Source organism: Pseudomonas sp. GYB4201, from assembly GCF_056312595.1.
Genome location: NZ_JBWGIG010000007.1, coordinates 66,265 through 85,246, shown reverse-complemented (window position 1 = coordinate 85,246; position 18,982 = coordinate 66,265). Strand labels below are relative to the sequence as shown.

Sequence of the window (18,982 nt, the reverse complement as noted above, 5' to 3'; positions counted from 1 at the left end):
GACCCTCCGAATGACTAGAAAAACCTTGGATGAGGCGGCCGCCACTCGCGCCGACTTGATCACCGCCGCTATCAACGTGTTCGCTACGCAAGGTTATGTCAACGCCACCCTTGAAATGATTGCCTCACAAGCACACGTCAGCCGTGGCGCGGTTTACTGGCATTTTTCCGGCAAGAGGGCGTTGCTCAAACACATTCTGGAGAGCCACTCGCTGCCGTTTGAAGAGTTCTTCTCGGACCATTTCAGCTTAAAGGAGGCGCTCCAGGCATTACGCGTGGCCGTTGTATCAACCGTCACGCAGCAGCCGTCTCGGCAATTGTGCGAGATCATGCTGTGCAACAGTGAAGGGCGAGCTCGCTTTTCCTTGATAGCCGCGCGATTCAGCGAAGCGCAATCGCGATTTTCCGATCAGGTCAGGCGAATGCTGGTACAGGCCATCGAACTCGGAGAGTTGCATGCGTCGCTTGATGTCGATGCGACATGCCAGTTCATGAGGATTGTGCTGGCAGGGCTGATACTCGAATGCCTGAGCCAGGATGCCCCGCTGGATGGGCAGGTTTTCAGTAGCCTTGAAGCCATATGGGTTTTTTTGTCAGGAGGAGCGCTAACGTTGGTCGGCTTGCGAGCCCCGAAGGGCAACGTACCTACATTCACCACTGGTCTCCCTGCTCAGCAGGTGTGATCGCGATACCCAGGTCAGCGAAATGAATGCCCCAGTCCGAGAATTATTGAGCGCTGAGCACGCCAAGCCTTGCTTTGATGAACTGCGACTGGCGGCACTGCAGCTCTTCGCGGTCCATGGATTCAGGCAAGTCAGTGTCCGAGATCTTGCGAAAAGTCTTGGCATGAGTCCGGGAGCCATTTACTACCATATCGATAGCAAGGAACAGCTTCTGTTTGAGTTTTTCGAAGAACTGTACAGGGCGCTTTGTTTCCATGTGTCGTTGTCCGACTGTAAGCTTTCACCTAGCCGACGCTTGCGCAGCGCGGTGGAGCTACACATATCGCTTCATGATTCGATGGCGTTACATTTTCAATTGGTTGAGAAGGAAAGCGCTAATCTAACGGCCGCATTCGCTTCGCGATTTGAAGCACTACAGGACCAGTATTTACAATGGATTTGCTCGCTGATAGCGCCTTGGATGAAAGCCCATGACGAAGCGATCATACGAGCACGGGCGAACAGCGTCGTGACGCTGCTTAATTTGATGCCTCAGTGCTTAAAACAAGCGAAGCTGCCTCAACAAGACCCAGTCGAGATTGTGCTTCCGATGATCATGCGAGCACTTTGCTAACGCGCTGTTGCATCACCGCCAAATATTTCCCTCATTAACCACGAACCGTACAGACTGTATTTCCACACTCCTTATTGTTCTGCCTTCAAGAGGGGGGATACTGCGACTTTTGCCTCTTTATTCCGAGGCAAGCTGCCGATAGGAAACGTGGTGGTGTTTACGTTGTTGATTGAGTTTGCCTTTGGTATGGCGATGGGCGCCTTGGGCGGTTTCTTTGGGATTGGTGGTGGGCTGATCGCCATCCCTGTGATGACCATTGCATTCGGGCAAGGCCAGACCCTTGCCCAAGGCACGGCCCTGATAATGATGGTTCCCAACGTCGCCATTGCATTGTGGCGCTACCAGCAACGTACGCCTGTGTGCTGGGCACTGGCACTGCCGTTGGCTGGGGCAGGTTTGCTGACTGCCACCTTGGGAGCCCATATCGCGATATTGCTGAATCCCGGCATCATCCAGCTCGGTTTCGCCATCCTGATGCTTTTGTTAGCAGCACTTAACCTGGTCCGGGCTCGGCTGGTAGCTGATTCAAAAGTGCTGTTGCTTTCGACCAGCCCCCGACTTGCAGTGGTGGGTGGGGCGTGCGGCGTGCTGGGTGGTTTTTTTGGCGTAGGCGCTTCCGTTGTCGCTGTCCCTGTACTGACCAGCGTCTTCGGCTTCGCACAAGTCGCGGCACAAGGGATGGCTTTGACCCTTGCACTTCCGAGCACAGTAGTCACATTGATCTCTTATGGAATGGCCGGCCATGTGGATTGGACCATGGGCGCAGCCATGGCTTTGGGTGGCTTTTTTAGCGTCGGATGGGGCGTAAAATGGGCTTACCAGGTGCCTGAAATTTTGCTTTGTAGACTTTTTTCTCTATTTCTCGCTAGCTGCGCGATATTTCTTCTCATACCTCGTATTTGATAATGCACAGATCGTGAATTAAAGGTGCACTGTTCAGGTATTGATGGGTATTGTCATGGCGCTATCCTGTTGTTAACGCTGCACTGCAGTGACCGTGACGCCTTCGGGCTGAAAACAACAAGGGTACGTACTTGCGATGAGCATCCCAAGAACGCTGTATCAGAAGCATATCGATTCCCACACTGTCTGCGAGCTGGACGATCAGGGTCATGTCCTGTTGTACATCGACCGCCAGGTGGCTAATGAGTACACCAGCCCCCAGGCATTCAGCGGCCTGCGGGAGGCTGATCGCAAAGTGTGGCGCCCCTCGGCGACCCTGTGTGTGGTTGATCATGTGAATCCAACCGCATCCGAGCGCATCGCCACCATGCCGGACGCAGGCGGCGCACTGCAGGTAAGTTACTTCGAACAGAACTGCCGCGATTTCGGTATTGAGCTGTTCGATGTATTGGACAAGCGCCAAGGCATCGAGCACGTGGTCGCTCCGGAGCAGGGCTTCATTCTTCCGGGCATGGTGGTTGCCGCCGGCGATAGCCACACCACGACTTATGGAGCGTTGGGAGCTTTTGGATTTGGGATCGGCACCTCGGAGATCGAACATCTGCTCGCCACTCAGACGCTGGTCTACAAGCGTTTGAAGACCATGCGTGTAACAGTCGAGGGGCAGCCTGGCCCTGGGCTGGTGTCGAAGGACATCATCATGGAGTTGATAAGACAGATCGGCGCGGCCGGCGCCACTGGGTACGCCATCGAATTTGCAGGACCCGCGATCAGCGCCCTCAGCGTCGAGGCGCGGATGACCATCTGTAACATGGCGGTCGAGGCGGGGGCCCGGGGCGCGTTCATGGCACCCGATGAGAAGGTCTACGCCTACCTGCGGGACAAGCCGCGCGCCCCCAAAGGCGCGCAATGGAACGCTGCGGTAGCGCAGTGGCGACTATTGTTCACCGACCCCGGCGCCACTTTCGACAAGGAAGTGCTGATGCACATCGCCGACCTGCAGCCAATGGTGACCTGGGGCACAAGCCCCGACCAGGCAGTTGCTATCACCGGCCGGGTCCCAGACCCACGGGAGGAGCCGGACCTGATCCTGCGCCAGGACCTGCAGCGCGCCTTGCGTTACATGGACCTGCAGCCTGGTACCGCACTTGAAGGCATACGCATCAGCCATGCGTTTATCGGATCATGTACCAATGCCCGCATCGAAGACCTGCGTGATGCCGCGCGGGTGGTTCGCGGGCGCAAGGTCTCCGGTGGTGTGAGGGCGATGATCGTGCCAGGCTCAACCTTGGTACGTGACCAGGCTGAAGCCGAAGGCCTCGCCCAAGTATTCAGGGAGGCAGGCTTCGAGTGGCGGCAGTCGGGTTGTTCGATGTGCCTTGCGATGAACGATGATGTACTCAGCCCTGGAGACCGCTGTGCCTCCAGTACCAACCGCAACTTCGAGGGCCGGCAAGGCGCAGGTGCTCGTACTCATTTAATGAGCCCGGCAATGGTCGCGGCCGCAGCGGTGGCCGGGCATCTGGTCGACGTTCGTTCTTTGGCGATGGAGGTGTGAGCATGCAACCATTCAAGTACGTGGAAGGCGTAGCCGCCCCGATTCTGGCCGCCAACGTCGACACCGATGTCATCATGCCGAAGCAATTCCTCAAGGGCATTGATCGCAGCGGGCTAGACCGTGGTGCCTTTTTCGACCTGCGCTTTCTGGCCGATGGTAATCCCAATCCTGAATTTGTCCTCAATCAGGAACCCTGGAAGCATGCAGCGTTCCTAGTGGTCGGGCCTAACTTCGGGTGCGGTTCCAGCCGTGAGCATGCTGTTTGGGGAATGAAACAGTTGGGGATCCGTGCGCTGATCGGTACCACGTTTGCCGGCATTTTCTACGACAACTGCCAACGCAATGGTGTGCTGACCATTCAATTGACGCCGGCTGAGCTTAAGGAGTTGGGCCAGGTGGTCAGTGACCATAGCACCGCGAGTGTCGCCATTGATTTGGAGGCTCAGCACATTTTGCTGGCAGATGGTCGGGCGATCGCCTTCAAAATCGATGCCCTGCGTAAGCAGGCGTTGATGCTAGGCTTGGACGCCATCGGTAACACCCTCCAACGCAGTGATGAAATCCGCACGTTCGAGGCTCAGCACCTGCAATCCAACCCCTGGCTGGCGTAGTTGGCGAGGTGACGAGCATTTGACTGCCCGCAGACGCACGTTCTGCGGGGCTCCGGATAGAGAGGTTGGAATACTCAAAGCAATTTCATTTGGTAACCTTGACCCCCTAGTTCGATGAAATCCCGCGCGGCAAAGGGTGCCTGCCTAGTGGACGTGTTGGCACAGCCTTGGTTCAGTCTGCCTGCAAGCGGCTGAACCAGGCCTCTAGAAACTCCACGCAGGCACGCAGTTTCCCCGATTCGGCTAGACGGGTAGGGTACACGGCCCATACGTTGGCACTCTGGTTGCAATCGGGCAGCACCTGCACGAGACGCCCCTGCTCGAGCAGCGGCTTCACATCCCACATGGAACGAAGCAGTAGCCCTTGATGTGCCAGCGCCCATTGGAGGACGATCTCACCATTGTTGGACGAGAGTTGGCCATTCACCCGCACCGTTTCCTCGCCTTTGTCGGTCCGGAGTTGCCATACGCCAAACATATTGTTGCGCTCCTTGAGCACCAGGCAATCGTGGTTTGCCAGGTCTTCAACCGTTTGGGGAGTACCACGCTTCTCCAGATATTGTGGCGTCGCACAAATGATACGCCGGTTAGCTACTAACTGACGGCTGATGTGCTGGCCGGGGATGTCATCCCCTACTCGAATTTCAAGGTCAAAGCCCTCCGCGACGATATCGACAACTCGGTCAAATACATCCAGGCGGATTTCCAGGTCGGGGTAGGCGACGGCAAGGTCGGCAATGGCGGGCGCAACATAATTGCGTCCGAAGCCGAAGCTACTGCACAGGTGAATGAGTCCGCGGGGGGCCTTGCGTACCTGGCTCAGCTCACCCATGAAGTCATCCATGTCATCAAGAATGCGCGCTGCCCACTGCTGTGCTCGCACGCCAGTATCGGTGAGGGCGATGCGGCGAGTCGTGCGATGGAGCAACTTAGTTCCCAATACCTGCTCAAGAACTTTAATGCGCTTGCTGACATACGCCGGCGACTGCTGCAGCTCCTCTGCCGCCCCGACAAAGCTGGACTTGCGTATGACGGTGAGGAAAACGCGTAGGTCTTCTGGCAATGGCGATTCTTCATGTTTCGTGTTCATAGTATGCATGCGAGTCTAGTTTTTCCAAAGATTTGTAGAGGATAGCATCTGCCTACGCCTCGGAAACCGTGTCCTGGGCCTATTCCATTCTCCTCACACAAAAATAAATCGAGGAATTGCGCATGAGCTCCATACCGCTTGCTCTGACCAGAAAATCCCGTCTGAATGCTTTCCTGGAATACGAGATTGGCGTAATCCCGCTGCCGTATTTCATCGGAATCGCCCTCATTGTTTTTCTATCCGCCCACCTAGGCTTCCTCCCCAAAACCATGACTGGCGGGTTGGCCGTAATCATGACGCTTGGCATGCTGCTGGGACAGGTTGGACAGCGCCTGCCTATCCTGCGGGATATTGGCGGTGGCGCGATTCTGTGTCTGTTATTGCCCTCGGTATTGGTGTTTCATGGTTTCTTTGGAGCCGCCACAATCGACGCCACCAAGATGCTGATGAAGGATGCCAACTTCCTCTACTTTGTCATTGCCAGCCTAGTAGTAGGTAGCATTCTAGGGATGAATCGGCTCATATTGGTACAGGGCATGTTGCGTATGTTCGTCCCACTGCTTGCCGGCACCGTCGCGGCAGTATTGGCGGGGCTGCTGGTGGGAGTGTGCTTTGGCTATACCGTGCACCACACCCTTTTCTACATCATTGTCCCGATCATCGGTGGTGGTATCGGCGAAGGGATTCTCCCGCTCTCGTTGGCTTACGCTCACATCCTGGGAGGCACTCCTGACCAATTTGTGGCGCAGTTGGTGCCTGCAGCAGTGGTCGGTAACATCGTGGCCATCATATGCGCTGGTGTACTGGCAAGGATTGCTGTACGTAAACCGGGGCTACACGGTGACGGCATGCTCATTCGCGCACGCGAAGAGAATGATTTGTTCAACGTTCAAGAAGATGACGACAAGGAAGTAGACTTCCGCTACATGGGCGCCGGCGTTTTGTTGATCTGTGCCTTCTTCATCCTGGGCGGCTTGCTGGAGAAGCTGGTTCATATCCCCGGGCCTGTGATGATGATTGTGGCTGCGGTGCTCCTTAAATACATGCGTGTGTTGCCTGACCGTCTTGAGAAAGGCAGCAAGCGTTTCTACAAACTCATTTCCACTGCGTTTATCTGGCCGACCATGATTGGCCTGGGCATGCTCTACGTCCCGCTGGAAAGTGTCGCAAGCGTATTTTCACTGGGGTATGTGATGGTTTGCGTGGCTGTTGTGACAGCAATGGCGCTTTCCGGCTTCCTCGTAGGCAATTGGCTGAAAATGTACCCGATCGAAGCTGCAATCGTTACTTGCTGTCACAGTGGCTTGGGTGGTACCGGTGATGTGGCTATATTGTCTGCCTGCAATCGCATGGCGCTCATGCCCTTTGCGCAGATTTCAACCCGCATCGGTGGGGCAGCTACCGTAATCCTTGCGACTGTGCTGCTTGGCATTTGGCACTAAGTATTTCGAGCATGGCCGCGAGTGGTTCCTTCGCTTGATGTAGGGGCGCACCCAAGTCCAGTAGGCGTCATAGGTGGGTTGGTGAGCCTCTTGCCGAGGAACTTACGACAACGCATTGCCAATGGCTGCGTAGGATGATCAATGTTGGAGCAGGGCAGCCGGTGCCGCGCACAAGCTCATCTTTAGCTACGTGACGGCGATGAAAAAAGCCACGATGTTGCGCGTTCCAGTAGTGTCGGCGCGCGCGATGTTTGGTGCTGCCTTGGAGGATTGGCCTGACCTACTGCGGTATCTGCGTACTCTGACCTAGGTAGCCTACGGCGGTCGGATGGGCTTCTAGCAGAACAAGTACAGCGGCAGTCGTCGAACCTGACGAGGGAGGGGCACCGGCGGGAATCTCGCTATCTGACCATCGTCTGGCGTGATGTCCGGAGTCAGGATGGCGTCGGTCAGGTGGGCTCCCGAGCGGCCCTATACGTCATGCAATGCACCTTTTTGCTTGGCATGACCACCCGACCGTCTGCTTCTGACTCAGAGCGTGTAAAAACGCTCATGGGCCTCATCGGTGATGATGGGCGTGGTCGAGGGCTTCCAAGCGAGGTTGAGGAATGCTACACATGTTAGTTCCTGTCTTTCGCTACGACGCTGTTAGTAGGAGCGCGCGACGAAGTCCACGTACGCCGGGTTACCCCAATGATCATAGGTAGTCTTCATAGACGCGCGCTTGATAGGTCAGATTTTTCAATAACTGGGGATCGAACGACAGTTGGAAAAGGCTATCTGGCAAGCGCTGCGGTGCCTCGATCACACTTGCCGATATCCGACCAGTGTTCGCACTGCGCCAAGTAGCGGTAAGTTGATGTCCCCCTGGAACGGTTTCCATCCTCAACCACACTTGGCCACGCACGTCGCTGGCGCCGACGGCACCCTGTTGAGTCAGTAGGCGGTCGTTATCTCGAAGCGTCAGTTGTAGAGTCGACAGTTCATAACCTTGGTCGTTGACCTGGAAGAACGAAACCGCCTTGGCCAACCAATCAGGTGAAAGTGGCCGACTTCGGATAATCGCACCAATCACACGTGGCTCATTGAGCCAGCGGCCGGGCTCGACCAACGTCGCGTAGCCTCCATCCAACTCGAGGGCCAAGCGTCGGGAACCTAAAAGGTCAGTCAAGCGAATGCCCGCCCCCAGTAATATGCTATCACCGATCAAGGCACTGATATCCTCCAACGGCAAATCACCAGTGCTTGGCAAGATTCCACCTAAGCCTCCTACCAGTTCCAGAAGATCGGACTGCCACAGCTCTGGCTTTGTCTGGCGCAGGAACTGTGCATATTCCTTGACCGCTGAGTAGGATCCTGTCTTATGCGCGATATAGAGCGCCAGCTTTGAGCGATAGTACCGATCCACTTTGGCCACATTGGCTTGAGCGAATGCGATGGCCTTAGGATCATCGAACAGTTTGAGGTTATCGAATGCCAGCATCTTCATAGACCAATCGTTATCTGCGTCAACAATGAGGGCGCGCGAGAACGGTAGAAAAGCACGGTCTGACTTAAGCCGCTCCAGCAGCAAAACACGCTTGTGCTGGCTCAAAGATGAGTCGTTGACCAATTGGGCAAGGGCCTTACCGGTTGGATCTTCCATCCAGCTCGGTGCGAATAGCCCGCGACTACGGGTAATGATGGTCAACGCATCAGAGAACTGCCCTACATCCGATGAGGGATCCTGAAGGATCACGAGTAAACGCTGCCGCTCAGCTTCTGTCAGAGACGACGAACCAGTGCGCCCATCCAGACGCTCGCGAGCGAACCGCACCATGTAGGCGTCCAGCAGCGCTTGGGTACGCATTGCGTCAAGCGCTTTGCTTTCATCGCTATCACCGTCCTCGAAGCGTAACCACCGGTCAACCTTGTTCGTGAAGGTGTTCGTCAGGCTGTCGGCGAGGTTTTTGTAGCCAAAGAATGCCCCCACGGCCAATGCCAGGGTAATGAAGGTTCCGATCGCGAGAATCCATTGCTTGATGTGATGAAGAATTGAAAGTGTCTTCTCAATGGCCCGCTCGACGACCTTCGCCTCGGCGTTGCCGATCTGGCTCTGGACTTCGTGTAGCAGACGAGCGCTCGACGCCTTGAGCTCTTGCAATTCCATGTGGAGGGCCCGGTTTTGCTCAAGCGCCTCGGCACGCAGTTGCGCCGCTGCCCTATCCAGGTGCAGAGAAATGAGATCCTTGGTAGCAGACAACAGCGATCTTCCTTATATAGTCGGAGCGTCCAATAATTTCATATCCACCACCGCATTGACATCCTGTAGCAGGCCGAGGCAATCCAATGACGGCGGATTAGTGAATCCTCCTGGAGGGGCTAGACATACCGAACAGCGACTGTTGGCCGAATGCAACTTGTCGCGAAGGGCTGTAGCCCAAAGCGGATAGTGGCCCGGCCAGATCTTGAGGTACGCAGGATCAGGCTGAATAATGAACTAGAGTATAGGCGACCTGACGGTGGGATGATGGTAGGGAACGAGTGATGAAATGGAGTTCGCGGCACAGTCACTGTGAGCTTTTATGGAGGGGACATGATTTTCGATGAGGACGATCGCTTTGAGCGATGGAGGAAGGTACCCATTGGGTTGATGAGGCTCAACCTGAGCGCCCTAGCGGAGACGCACATTCCTCATTGGCGATATGCGGCTGGACTTTGCATAGTACACTCCACTCGAACTGCTCTTGCTCACCTTATCCACAGCATCCGCAGTTTATGACCATCATCGGCGGAGTATTTCATTGGAATGATCATGGACATGCAGGACGCGGAATTCGACCCCATCCAGACGGATCTCCAATCGATTTTGGCCGAGATGGTAGGAGGGTTTAGCCAACAATCCCTCGGCTCACTAATGGAGTCGTGCTCGCCGCTGCTTAAAAAACTCGCCGACTTTTGCCCGGTGAAAAGCGCGGCGGTGTTTGGCGGCCTACTCCTCCGCCCGGACTGCCAAAAGCACTGCCTGCGAGTCGAACTATTGATTCACATGGCTATCGCAGTGGGCAATGGAGAGCGGCCGTTGCCCCCAGAACTGATGGTGTACGGATTTCACGCGGCAGGTGAAGCGGTGGGGGTACTGGAGGATCCGCCGGAAGATGTGTTAGTCGAGAATATCAGTTCTAGGCGCGGTAATTACCGAATTCTGTCCGGCATCTGGGAGGGCGCAGGGTTCTACTTGCAGCGGTTTGTCAACCTACTCGATGACATGCCGACTGAGGGCAAGTTCAAAGCTATTGTCGATGCTGGGCATGCTTTGCTTAAGGTTTCCGATTTGATCTGCTCCCGAGCCGGACTGAGCCGCAACCAAAGCGGTGCCGAGATGGGACTTCCCAGCCTGCCGCTACGCGTGGCGTCGAAAGCCCTCCAATTGCGCAAGTTGGTCGGGCTTAACGCAGCGGACCTACGCGCTATTGGGGTGGACCTAGATGACCTTCGCCCGTTCATGTTCGACCCGCAACTCAGGCAAGGTCTAAACGAGCAATCGTTCGGCAATACAGATTTAGAGCGTCACCCCTTGGCAATGGTCGGCGATACTATTTATATGGTGCTGCCGACAGCAGTGTCTCTAGCCATCCGCTGGTGGTGCTTGCGCAACTTCGGCACCCGTGAGGCTCTCGCGTCGCTGCAGTACAACCTTGGGGTTGAGTACGCCCAGTTCCTCCACGATGCGGTGCCGTTGACCTCTCGGCAACCGCCGGTGTTCGTGCATGAGCTGGCTGCGCCTATGGCGCATATTACCCGCAAGGTGGATACAGGCCGCTGGCTCAATCTAGTGTTTGTGCTGGACAGTTTGGAGGACCTCAACCAGGGAGGTTTCACCGGCGTTGACGGAGCGGGCGAGACTGTCGCGCCTAACGTCTCTAGGATCGTGGAGCAAGCCCAGCAGCAGGCTCATGAGGACGCGTTCTTTGAGAGTGGCATTACGTTGCTGGTGTGCTGCGGGGTCGGACGCGGAATGGGCATGGCGGTTGACGTCCCGCCGCGAGCGGACTGGAAGATTGAGGCGATCGCCATCCATGATCTTTACATCCTGAACCATATCAGAGGGTTCAAGACTCTGGACCTTTGGCGGTTGTGGGAATCGGAGGCACGCCTGCAAGCCAGCAATGTCTGGCTGCAGAACGTCAATGGGCTATTGAATCTCTACGCCTGGGCGGATGCCCTAGACGGGCACATGATCCCGCATGCCGAGATCCCGGACGAGGCCAGCGAGGCCAACTTGGTGGTTTCTATTACTCAAAACGGTTTACTGGATCTTCGTCAACGGGTGCTATTGGCAGCTGACGAGCACGCGCAGGCATACGTGGATGGCAGCTGGTTTACCATTCGAAAAGCGGAAGAGAGCTATTTTGAGGAAGATGATCGTCAACCGCTGTATGGTAGCGTGAATGCGCCAGGTCGGCCGAAGGGTGCATTCTTATCGACCAAGCGCTGTTGGTGGAGTGAACTGGCGTCTCCCATTGGTGGGCCCGATACGGAAAGCTATGATCGCTGGAAAGCGCCTTGCGCCGACCCATCTTCCAATTGGACCTCGATGCTGATCCGACGCTTATCCTCGCTCCCGGCCTGGTGCGCGAAGGGTTCGCCGCTACGGTGCAGAATTACTACAGCGGTAGCTACCCTGACCGGCATTTGGGGGCCTCAATGAAGCGCTATGCGGGATACGCGCGTGAAAGGGATGGTATGGCCTTCAACTCGAAGGTTATGGCTCGACTCGGGGAGCTAGGCTGGGAGACGGCGGCCGAGCTCAAGCTCACCAAAATACTAAAACAAAGCCTTGACCGCGACTACGGTGATGTCGATGTCCTGGCCTGGAGCCCGGAGCTTAACCGCGTCTTAATTATTGAGTGCAAAGATCTGCAGTTTCGCAAGACCTATGGTGAAATCGCCGAACAGCTGAGCGACTTTCGTGGTGTGGAAGTCAACGGCAAGCGTGATCTGCTGAGGAAGCATTTAGACCGAGTGCGAGTGCTACGCGACCATCAGGAACGAGTAGGGGCCTACGTCGGCCTGCCAGGAGATTTCACGCTGGAGAGCGTGGTGGTCTTCAGCTTCCCGGTGCCGATGCAGTTCGCCAGCGGGGCTATCCGCGAGCAAGCCCAGCTGTATACCTATAGTAGTTTGGCGGACCTGCGCCGCTAATATAGCCTGCTGCAGGCTTCGGCTTTAGCGGAGGGATTGAGGGCTTCGAGGGCAGGGCGGCCCACTCACGGCTTGAATTCCATCCAAACACGGTCATCCGGGCTGCAGTATTGTCGCGGAACTTATGCTGGCCCCCTGTCCCGCAAAATAGCGGGCGTTTCAGTTCGGGTGCGCCAGCATAACTCTTTTCTACTCAAACACTGGACCATCCACAGTCTGGTCAAAGCGATCGGCCAGATCCGCAACCCGATGTTCTACTGCGCGAAGCCCTGAAGTAGCCTCGTCAGCTCGCCGTTTTATAACGCTTCCTTTGCCAGAAGTTCAAGACAGTTACTTGGGTGCTGGCTGCATTCGGTGACGGTGGGTGAGCCGAAGAACTGCTGAAAATCATGACGGCGCACAGGTGTACTCCTTGCCATCAATTGGGTGAAGGGAGTTCACGCTGAATCGCTCTGTTTTTAGGACTGATTGATGGCTTCTTTGCCAAGGGTTTCCAGGCAGGCCCCAATCAGAGCTGATGAGTCATCCAGGCCGTTCAGGGCGCTCCGCACATTAACCGCGGCCTCACTGCCTCCGTTGTTTTCCGCCCACAACGCTAGTTCCTCCACCGCCGCGCCGAGGGCGTGGTGGGCCTGCACTTGCGCCACCATCAATTTCTGCAACATTTGAATAGCTGTCATCGACATTTCCTCCTGGTTAGTCCTGAGGTTAGCAGCGGGATCCGCAGAGGTGTTTTTACGATCAGGGGCGGCGTGTAAGGCGATTTTCAGTGACCAACATACGGTGGCCTTTGCTTTTTCGCCTTATCCTGGACGTTGGGCTAATCGATATCGGGCTACGCCCGGCCAGAGTGACGCGCGGCCTTTCATTCCAGTCGCCGCCCAGCGCGAGCGCCCCCACCTGTCGAAATACCTCGCCGCCAAGATTGACCCGGTGGAAGATTTTACGTCTACTGTATGCATATACAGTTTTCGCAAGGCGTTCGTCATGAGCATTACATTCCTGGGACCGCTGGGTGAGGGCGGGGCCCCGCTTCCGTTGTATTCGTTCAAGGTCCCTGCCGGCTTTCCTTCACCCGCCGCCGATCATATCGAGAAGCACATCTCGCTGGATGAGTTGCTGGAGATCCGCGCGCCCCATATCTACCTGGTGCGGATCTCGGGCAGCAGCATGGAGGGGGCAGGGATCTTCGATGGCGATCTGGTCGTGGTCGACCGCTCGATCGCTGCCGAGCACGGTCATATCGTGATTGCCGCCGTGAATTGCGAACCGGTGTGCAAACGCCTGTGCAAGCGGGGAGACAGCATCATCCTGATGTCCGAAAATACCGGCTACCCCCCGCGCTACATCCTCGAGGGCGATGAGCTGGTTGTCTGGGGCGTCGTGACCTTTAGCGTGCGCGCCCATGATCCCAAAGCCTGATCCTGTCTTCGCCCTCATCGACTGCAACAGCTTTTACGCAAGTTGTGAACGGGTGTTCAGACCTGACCTGCGCAGCACGCCCATCGTGGTGCTCAGCAACAACGATGGCTGCGTCATCGCCCGTAGCGCCGACGCCAAGCCGTTCGTGAAAATGGGCGAGCCGTACTTTCAGATCAAGCAAAAGCTCAAGCAGCACGGCATAGTCGCCTTCTCCTCGAACTACGCGCTGTACGGCGACATGAGCGAGCGGGTCATGACGGTCATCGAGTCGCTGGTGCCGCAGGTCGAGATTTACAGCATCGATGAAGCTTTCGCTGATTTGTCCGGCGTACCCGGTGACCTGGAGCAGCTTGGCCGTCAGATTCGCGCACAGGTCTACCGCAGCACAGGCATACCCGTAGGTGTAGGGATCGCCGGCACCAAGACCTTAAGCAAATTGGCGAATCACGCGGCGAAAAAGTGGCAGGCGCAAAGCGGTGGAGTGGTGGATCTGCGCGATCAGGTCAAGCGCGAATGGGTGCTGAAGAAATGCCCGGCCTCGGATGTCTGGGGCGTCGGCCGCAAGATGACTGCCCACTTGGAGGGGATGGGTATCAACAGTGCCTGGGAGCTCTCCAAGGCAGATCCCTGGATGCTGCGTAAGCGCTTCAGTGTGGTGATCGAGAAGACCGCGCGCGAGTTGGCCGGTACACCCTGCCTTGAGCTGGACGAGCCGGATCCCCCCAAGCAGGAGATATGTTGCAGCCGGATGTTTGGCAAGCGCCTGACGGATGTGGTGCCCATCAAGGAGGCGGTGGCGACCTATATGGCGCGCGCCACCGAAAAGTTGCGGGCGCAGCAGTCGCTGTGCAAGAAGCTTCGGGTGAGCATTCGTACCGGATTCTTCAATCCCGATGAGGCCAGGTACGCTAACGGTGTCATCGTCGAATTGCCCTATCCCACGGACGATACACGGCTGATGACCAAGCTTGCCGTTGAGGCGGTTGACCGTATCTACCGAACTGGTTTCAAGTACAGCAAGGCCGAAGTCCTCTTGCTGAACCTCTGCCAGAAAGGCGAGTACACCGAGGATCTGTTCTCGATTTCGCAGCCGGCGGCCACCGAGAAGGTCATGGGGCTGATGGATGCCATCAACGGTCGATGGGGGCGGGGCACCATGCGCCTGGCAAGCGTGCCGACAAATCCAGATTGGGGAATGCGTCGGAAGATGATGAGCCAGAGCTTCACCACTCGGCTGGATCAGTTATGGACGGTGAGCTCCAGATAGCACCGTTGACCTGAACTAGGTGCGGATACATTAGATGCCGCGTAGGCGGTCGATCCCGGAGGCCATCAGGAGTGCGGTCTTTAATTCGGACGTTCTGCAGTTCTTCCATTAGTCACTCTGATTTCCTGGGAGCACGGCAATGAGCCGGTGGTGTGAAATACTTGCGTTAGGCGATGGGGAAGGGGGCTAAGCACTGCCATCAAGGCGAAGAAGTCCAGTTTAGAGGTGGTGGTAATCAAGAAGGCGGATTGCCTTTTCAGCAACACAGAGTATTCCCACGGCATGCTTTGAACAACTAGCACTGCTGAGGAAAGTGGCGAGCTTTGATGGTTTTTTTAGTCGGAATTCGTTTTAATTACAATTTATCTGAGCCATCTACCTCTATGATCACGCGATCCCAGGTTCAAGACACCAAGGCATACCTTACAAAAAACGCCGACAATGCCGCGCTTTACGCGGCTCTCAGCTCAGCCACGCACCTCTCAGATATTGCCGAAGATGCTGGCTGCACATTGATACCTGGATATCGCCTGATCCGGCTAGATAACCGCGAAAAGGCTGGCGGGGCTGAGCTCGAAATTGCATTAATTGACGATATTGGCCTTTCGGTCGTGTACTACATCAGGGGGACGACCACGGATGTAAATGCCCATCCCGCAATCAAGATTTGGGGCTGGCGCTCCTATGTTTCTAGTTATTCCGAAATTCTCCGGACTGTCACCCAAAAAGTGTTCTTCAACTATCTTATAGAACGCTACGACATTGTTATTTCAAATGATTTGCTGGGAGAAGGAGAGTTTTTCTGGTTCCGTCAAATGTCTAGTGCCATCGCCCTTGGTCATAATGTTTATCTTCACAAGGCGTTTACTACTAAGCTTCAGCCGATTACAAGCCAGGCAGAATTAGATAGCTACTCGAATCAATACTGGACAAATATTCCCGACCAAACCTCACATGAAGCTTTGATCTCGAGAGCTAAGCTCGACACGTAAAATTGCTTGAGGCAGGTAGGGGCAGGAACAAAAATGCCAAATAAATAACTCAACTAAATAGCCGTTTAGTTGAGTTAACTATGGGGGCTGCTAGGAGAACGATAAAAGAGGGTAACTATTTTATGCCCTTTCGGGCAATTGCGCATTTGATCATCAACAGGGTTGCCCGGCTTGATGCAGCGATACAGCGTACAATAATCCGCTTTCTGCAGCGACCGGTGCAGGAAAGACAGCTAAATCGCCTTACCTATCGGGCCCGTGTCGCGGGCAAACAAGCCGCGGGGCTACGCATGTGAAGCCTCTAGGGCTGCGCCGTCTGCCAGCCTGGTACCCATGTCCAGGGCATGCACCAGGGACGATGGGCCTCACCGCAAGTAACATGATTAACGGCGAATTGGCCTGGTTGCACCTCAGAAGACTGCTCTTTGGCTTAATACGCTCACATCAGTGGGCGCCTGTACGTGAAATCTGCGGCCATTACCCCTGCGGAGATGCTTGGATTTCGCGTAGCGACGCATCGAGGTACCCGTGCTACGGACAGGCCGGACAAGTCAAATTGAGAACGAAAAACCGATAGCACTGACTCCACGAGCAAGACAAATTGAGAACGAAAAGCTAGCCCACCTGAAACTGACCAGAAATCAAAGGCTTCAATTCAGTTCAATCCACTTTGCGACGAGAAGCATCAACCGCGACGTCATGGACGCCTGGCTCATCAGGTAAAATAGCTGCTCAGCGTAACGCTGAGCCCCGTGTTAGAGCCAGGGCAGCAAGAGCTGCTGGTTGAGTGGCGGACTGCAGTAAATCCGCGAATGAGCGACAAACAGCTAAATTCTCACGATTAGTTCCGGCTCGTTCTCAAAATCACTTCTGAGGACTCTTGGTGCGAGCTGCAGATTTCTTGTAGCGACGCGCTGTGACATTTGTGAAGTACGCGACGAGCTGCAGCGACCACCGCGTGCCTACCACAGAGTTCGTGAGGTAAAATGGTGTGTTAGTTGGGTGGGTTGACAAAGAGTTTTGCATGAGGATTCGCTTCAGTAGCGCGTCGAGTGGGCGTTAGCTTTCGCAGATTTAAGCAAGCAAACGACTTGATCCCCAGCGCAAGTAAATTCGGTTAGACCCCCGATTTTTCGAGCTTTCGCACATTTAGTCACGGCTTTCGCATTTTTAAGCAATCCCGACACCACACCTGGCCCAGACCACCGCATACGACACTACGCATAATGTATATTATGTTAAATTGAGTATTAAGTTGTGGGCTGGTTCCTCAGCCTCTGGTCTGCTCCACCAAAATCCCTGCAATCTTGTGCCAGCCGGATTCCTGTGGGAGCTGGCTTGCCAGCGAGCTTTTAATGCGCTGCTACGCGAAATCTGCACAACCACCTGGGCAACCACCGCCAACATTTCACCCAGCGCCCAATCCCGTAGCCGCTGCCGAAGGCTGCGCTGGCCACGGGGAACAATCGTCCACTCAACCTAATTCACCGAAGCAGCAACCCCAGCAGCTCCCTTTGGAACTGTCACGCCCAAGGACTTCGCAATCCGCGCCGAATCCTCTCGGCACCCATAAGAAAAAGCCAATTTCAAGAACCCCGCCTTGAGCTCTTTCGTTTGGTCGTCCGGCCCCGTCATAGCCAGCGTGTAATAGCCTTCGGCGCGAAAGTCCTCAGCGCTTAATGCTTGCGGTCGCGCGTTGTCCGTGACCCATTGAATGGCATCTTCCCCTGGTTTGAGCGCTGCTTTGTGCTTGGGGAAGCAATACGGAAATCTCATCAACAACGGGTACTCCGACAGATACGGATCCTGGCCATCGACCGCGCTCTGAAGTATTTTCAGCCGCTTGGTGTACTCATCGGTTGGCGGAAAGAAGTCAACGCACTTGGTATAGGCTAGAGCACCTGCCATAAGCCCACGCTCAGCCGCATGACCATAGAGCTCGCAAACTGTCTTGTCGTGCCTCACGGTCGATTTCAACATTAACAGTGTAGCCTTTTGGTACATCGCCACAGCGTGTCCAGCAGCGATTGCGCGGTCCAGGTGCGCGTACATGCGATCATTGACCGTCTCAAACTTTTCAGCGAGTGCCCTTCCCTTCGCTTTGTCAGTGTCCGTCTGAGTCAATAAGACCTGAAGCTGCGACGCAATGTGCTGCAGTTCATCCATGTCCTTCCGGGCGGCATGATACTCGTCAATCGCTTCAGGGCTTGGCGGCTCCGCGAGCGCCAAAGAGGACAGCAGACAAAGTACTGGAATTGAAAAACTGCGAATCGACATGCAAAACACTTCCTTTTGACCAAGAGGTATTACCCAACAACTGTTCGTTTTTAGCACATCTTTGCGGCTGATCGCCCACGTCATTACCAGCACCCGTGATCAGTGTCGATAGTGCTGTGAAAGAGCTCCTGCTGACTCTTCCCATGAAAAATGCAACTTCACTTTATGCACCTAAAGCTTTGGATGTGACTAAAGCCGCCAGAGTTAACGCCTATCTTTTTCCGGCAACCAGCCCTCTTCAATTCTTTGAACCAATAGCGTATCGTTCCATGATCCACGTATAGGTAACTTTCGCTGCTCTTCTGTAATTTCGCCGACTTTCCATTCTTTCTCCCCATTCCAAAGCCACCAAGTATCGACACGTCCAGTTGAAGGGTCCACTACTCCAGCACGGAAGGTCGGGGTCTCCTTGGAGTGCGCGGGAATTGTACAAGCCTTATTTTTTTGGATGAGCCCTTGTTTCAGAGCTGCCGAGACAGGGAAAAAAATCCAGAAATTTGTTTCTTCCTCTACCAAGACGTCCAACTCTGGCTCGTCATTATACGTACCTGGCAAGACACGAATTAGTGAACCCATAGGAGGGATTTTTTTCACAAACTGAAAATATGCTTTTCCATTCGTAGTTGCGATAGCAAATACATCTCCAACTTTAATCATTACTTAAATCCTGGATATCCAATTGATTTCAAAAGAGCGGCACCCCTAGCGAGAGACTCCGCATAAATCGGATTGGCTGTGGAAATGCTGGAATGCGGGCGGCGTTGTCGCTGAAGTCCTGGTGTCGCACACCAACAACGGTGCTGCTGTCCAGCGAGCTGACTGTGCGCTCGTTGGTAACGTTGCCATCCACGGCGGTAATGCCGGTTTGGCAATTCGTTCAAAGACTGCTTGAATCATGATTTCACCGGTATACCGTTAACAGTTCCATTTGGTACAAACAT

Annotated in this window: 16 protein-coding genes; 11 read left to right on the top strand and 5 right to left on the bottom strand. The window is 55.1% G+C overall.

The window, feature by feature from the left end:
* The first annotated feature begins 10 nt into the window (after positions 1-10).
* From AC0Z2B_RS08640 to leuD, 5 genes are all read left to right on the top strand, one after another.
* On the top strand, positions 11-682 hold the full coding sequence (locus AC0Z2B_RS08640) for a TetR family transcriptional regulator (RefSeq protein ID WP_476295997.1): 672 nt from the start codon (positions 11-13) through the stop codon (positions 680-682).
* Positions 683-704: 22 nt separating this feature from the next.
* Positions 705-1,295: a TetR/AcrR family transcriptional regulator gene (locus AC0Z2B_RS08635; RefSeq protein WP_476295996.1), complete on the top strand. Its 591-nt coding sequence runs from the start codon at positions 705-707 to the stop codon at positions 1,293-1,295.
* Positions 1,296-1,448: 153 nt separating this feature from the next.
* Positions 1,449-2,198 carry a sulfite exporter TauE/SafE family protein gene (locus AC0Z2B_RS08630; protein ID WP_476295994.1) on the top strand — a complete coding sequence of 250 codons (750 nt, stop codon included), beginning with the start codon at positions 1,449-1,451 and terminating at the stop codon, positions 2,196-2,198.
* Between the two features lie 136 nt (positions 2,199-2,334).
* Complete coding sequence (gene leuC, locus AC0Z2B_RS08625; protein ID WP_476295992.1) at positions 2,335-3,756, top strand: 3-isopropylmalate dehydratase large subunit; 1,422 nt, start codon at positions 2,335-2,337, stop codon at positions 3,754-3,756.
* Positions 3,753-4,367 carry a 3-isopropylmalate dehydratase small subunit gene (gene leuD, locus AC0Z2B_RS08620; protein WP_476295990.1) on the top strand — a complete coding sequence of 205 codons (615 nt, stop codon included), beginning with the start codon at positions 3,753-3,755 and terminating at the stop codon, positions 4,365-4,367. The genes leuC and leuD overlap by 4 nt, the downstream gene beginning before the upstream one ends.
* Before the next feature lie 172 nt (positions 4,368-4,539).
* On the opposite strand, the gene AC0Z2B_RS08615 is transcribed toward leuD, so the two are convergent.
* Positions 4,540-5,457, bottom strand: coding sequence for a LysR substrate-binding domain-containing protein (locus tag AC0Z2B_RS08615; RefSeq protein ID WP_476295989.1), 918 nt, complete (start codon positions 5,455-5,457; stop codon positions 4,540-4,542).
* A 122-nt stretch (positions 5,458-5,579) separates the two neighbouring features.
* On the opposite strand from AC0Z2B_RS08615, the gene AC0Z2B_RS08610 reads away from it, so the two are divergent.
* Complete coding sequence (locus AC0Z2B_RS08610; RefSeq protein ID WP_476295987.1) at positions 5,580-6,899, top strand: 2-hydroxycarboxylate transporter family protein; 1,320 nt, start codon at positions 5,580-5,582, stop codon at positions 6,897-6,899.
* Positions 6,900-7,596: 697 nt separating this feature from the next.
* Here the strand turns inward: AC0Z2B_RS08610 and AC0Z2B_RS08605 are convergent.
* Positions 7,597-9,141 carry a hypothetical protein gene (locus tag AC0Z2B_RS08605; protein ID WP_476295985.1) on the bottom strand — a complete coding sequence of 515 codons (1,545 nt, stop codon included), beginning with the start codon at positions 9,139-9,141 and terminating at the stop codon, positions 7,597-7,599.
* Positions 9,142-9,693: 552 nt separating this feature from the next.
* Here AC0Z2B_RS08605 and AC0Z2B_RS08600 point away from each other — a divergent pair.
* Positions 9,694-11,589 carry a hypothetical protein gene (locus AC0Z2B_RS08600; protein ID WP_476295983.1) on the top strand — a complete coding sequence of 632 codons (1,896 nt, stop codon included), beginning with the start codon at positions 9,694-9,696 and terminating at the stop codon, positions 11,587-11,589.
* Positions 11,586-12,083, top strand: a complete 498-nt coding sequence (locus tag AC0Z2B_RS08595; protein ID WP_476295981.1) for a hypothetical protein — start codon at positions 11,586-11,588, stop codon at positions 12,081-12,083. The genes AC0Z2B_RS08600 and AC0Z2B_RS08595 overlap by 4 nt, the downstream gene beginning before the upstream one ends.
* Positions 12,084-12,541: 458 nt before the next feature.
* On the opposite strand, the gene AC0Z2B_RS08590 is transcribed toward AC0Z2B_RS08595, so the two are convergent.
* Positions 12,542-12,763 (bottom strand): hypothetical protein, encoded by a 222-nt coding sequence (locus AC0Z2B_RS08590; RefSeq protein WP_476295980.1) that lies wholly within the window; start codon positions 12,761-12,763, stop codon positions 12,542-12,544.
* A 307-nt stretch (positions 12,764-13,070) separates the two neighbouring features.
* On the opposite strand from AC0Z2B_RS08590, the gene AC0Z2B_RS08585 reads away from it, so the two are divergent.
* From AC0Z2B_RS08585 to AC0Z2B_RS08575, 3 genes are all read left to right on the top strand, one after another.
* Positions 13,071-13,505 carry a LexA family protein gene (locus tag AC0Z2B_RS08585; protein ID WP_476295979.1) on the top strand — a complete coding sequence of 145 codons (435 nt, stop codon included), beginning with the start codon at positions 13,071-13,073 and terminating at the stop codon, positions 13,503-13,505.
* A complete protein-coding gene (locus AC0Z2B_RS08580) occupies positions 13,492-14,772 on the top strand; it encodes a Y-family DNA polymerase (protein ID WP_476296225.1) in 1,281 nt (426 codons plus the stop codon). Before AC0Z2B_RS08585 ends, AC0Z2B_RS08580 begins: the two co-directional genes overlap by 14 nt.
* Before the next feature lie 326 nt (positions 14,773-15,098).
* On the top strand, positions 15,099-15,764 hold the full coding sequence (locus AC0Z2B_RS08575) for a hypothetical protein (protein ID WP_476295977.1): 666 nt from the start codon (positions 15,099-15,101) through the stop codon (positions 15,762-15,764).
* 1,479 nt (positions 15,765-17,243) lie between these two features.
* On the opposite strand, the gene AC0Z2B_RS08570 is transcribed toward AC0Z2B_RS08575, so the two are convergent.
* Complete coding sequence (locus AC0Z2B_RS08570) at positions 17,244-18,041, bottom strand: hypothetical protein (protein WP_476295975.1); 798 nt, start codon at positions 18,039-18,041, stop codon at positions 17,244-17,246.
* Positions 18,042-18,245: 204 nt separating this feature from the next.
* On the bottom strand, positions 18,246-18,698 hold the full coding sequence (locus tag AC0Z2B_RS08565; RefSeq protein WP_476295974.1) for a hypothetical protein: 453 nt from the start codon (positions 18,696-18,698) through the stop codon (positions 18,246-18,248).
* Positions 18,699-18,982 lie beyond the last annotated feature (284 nt).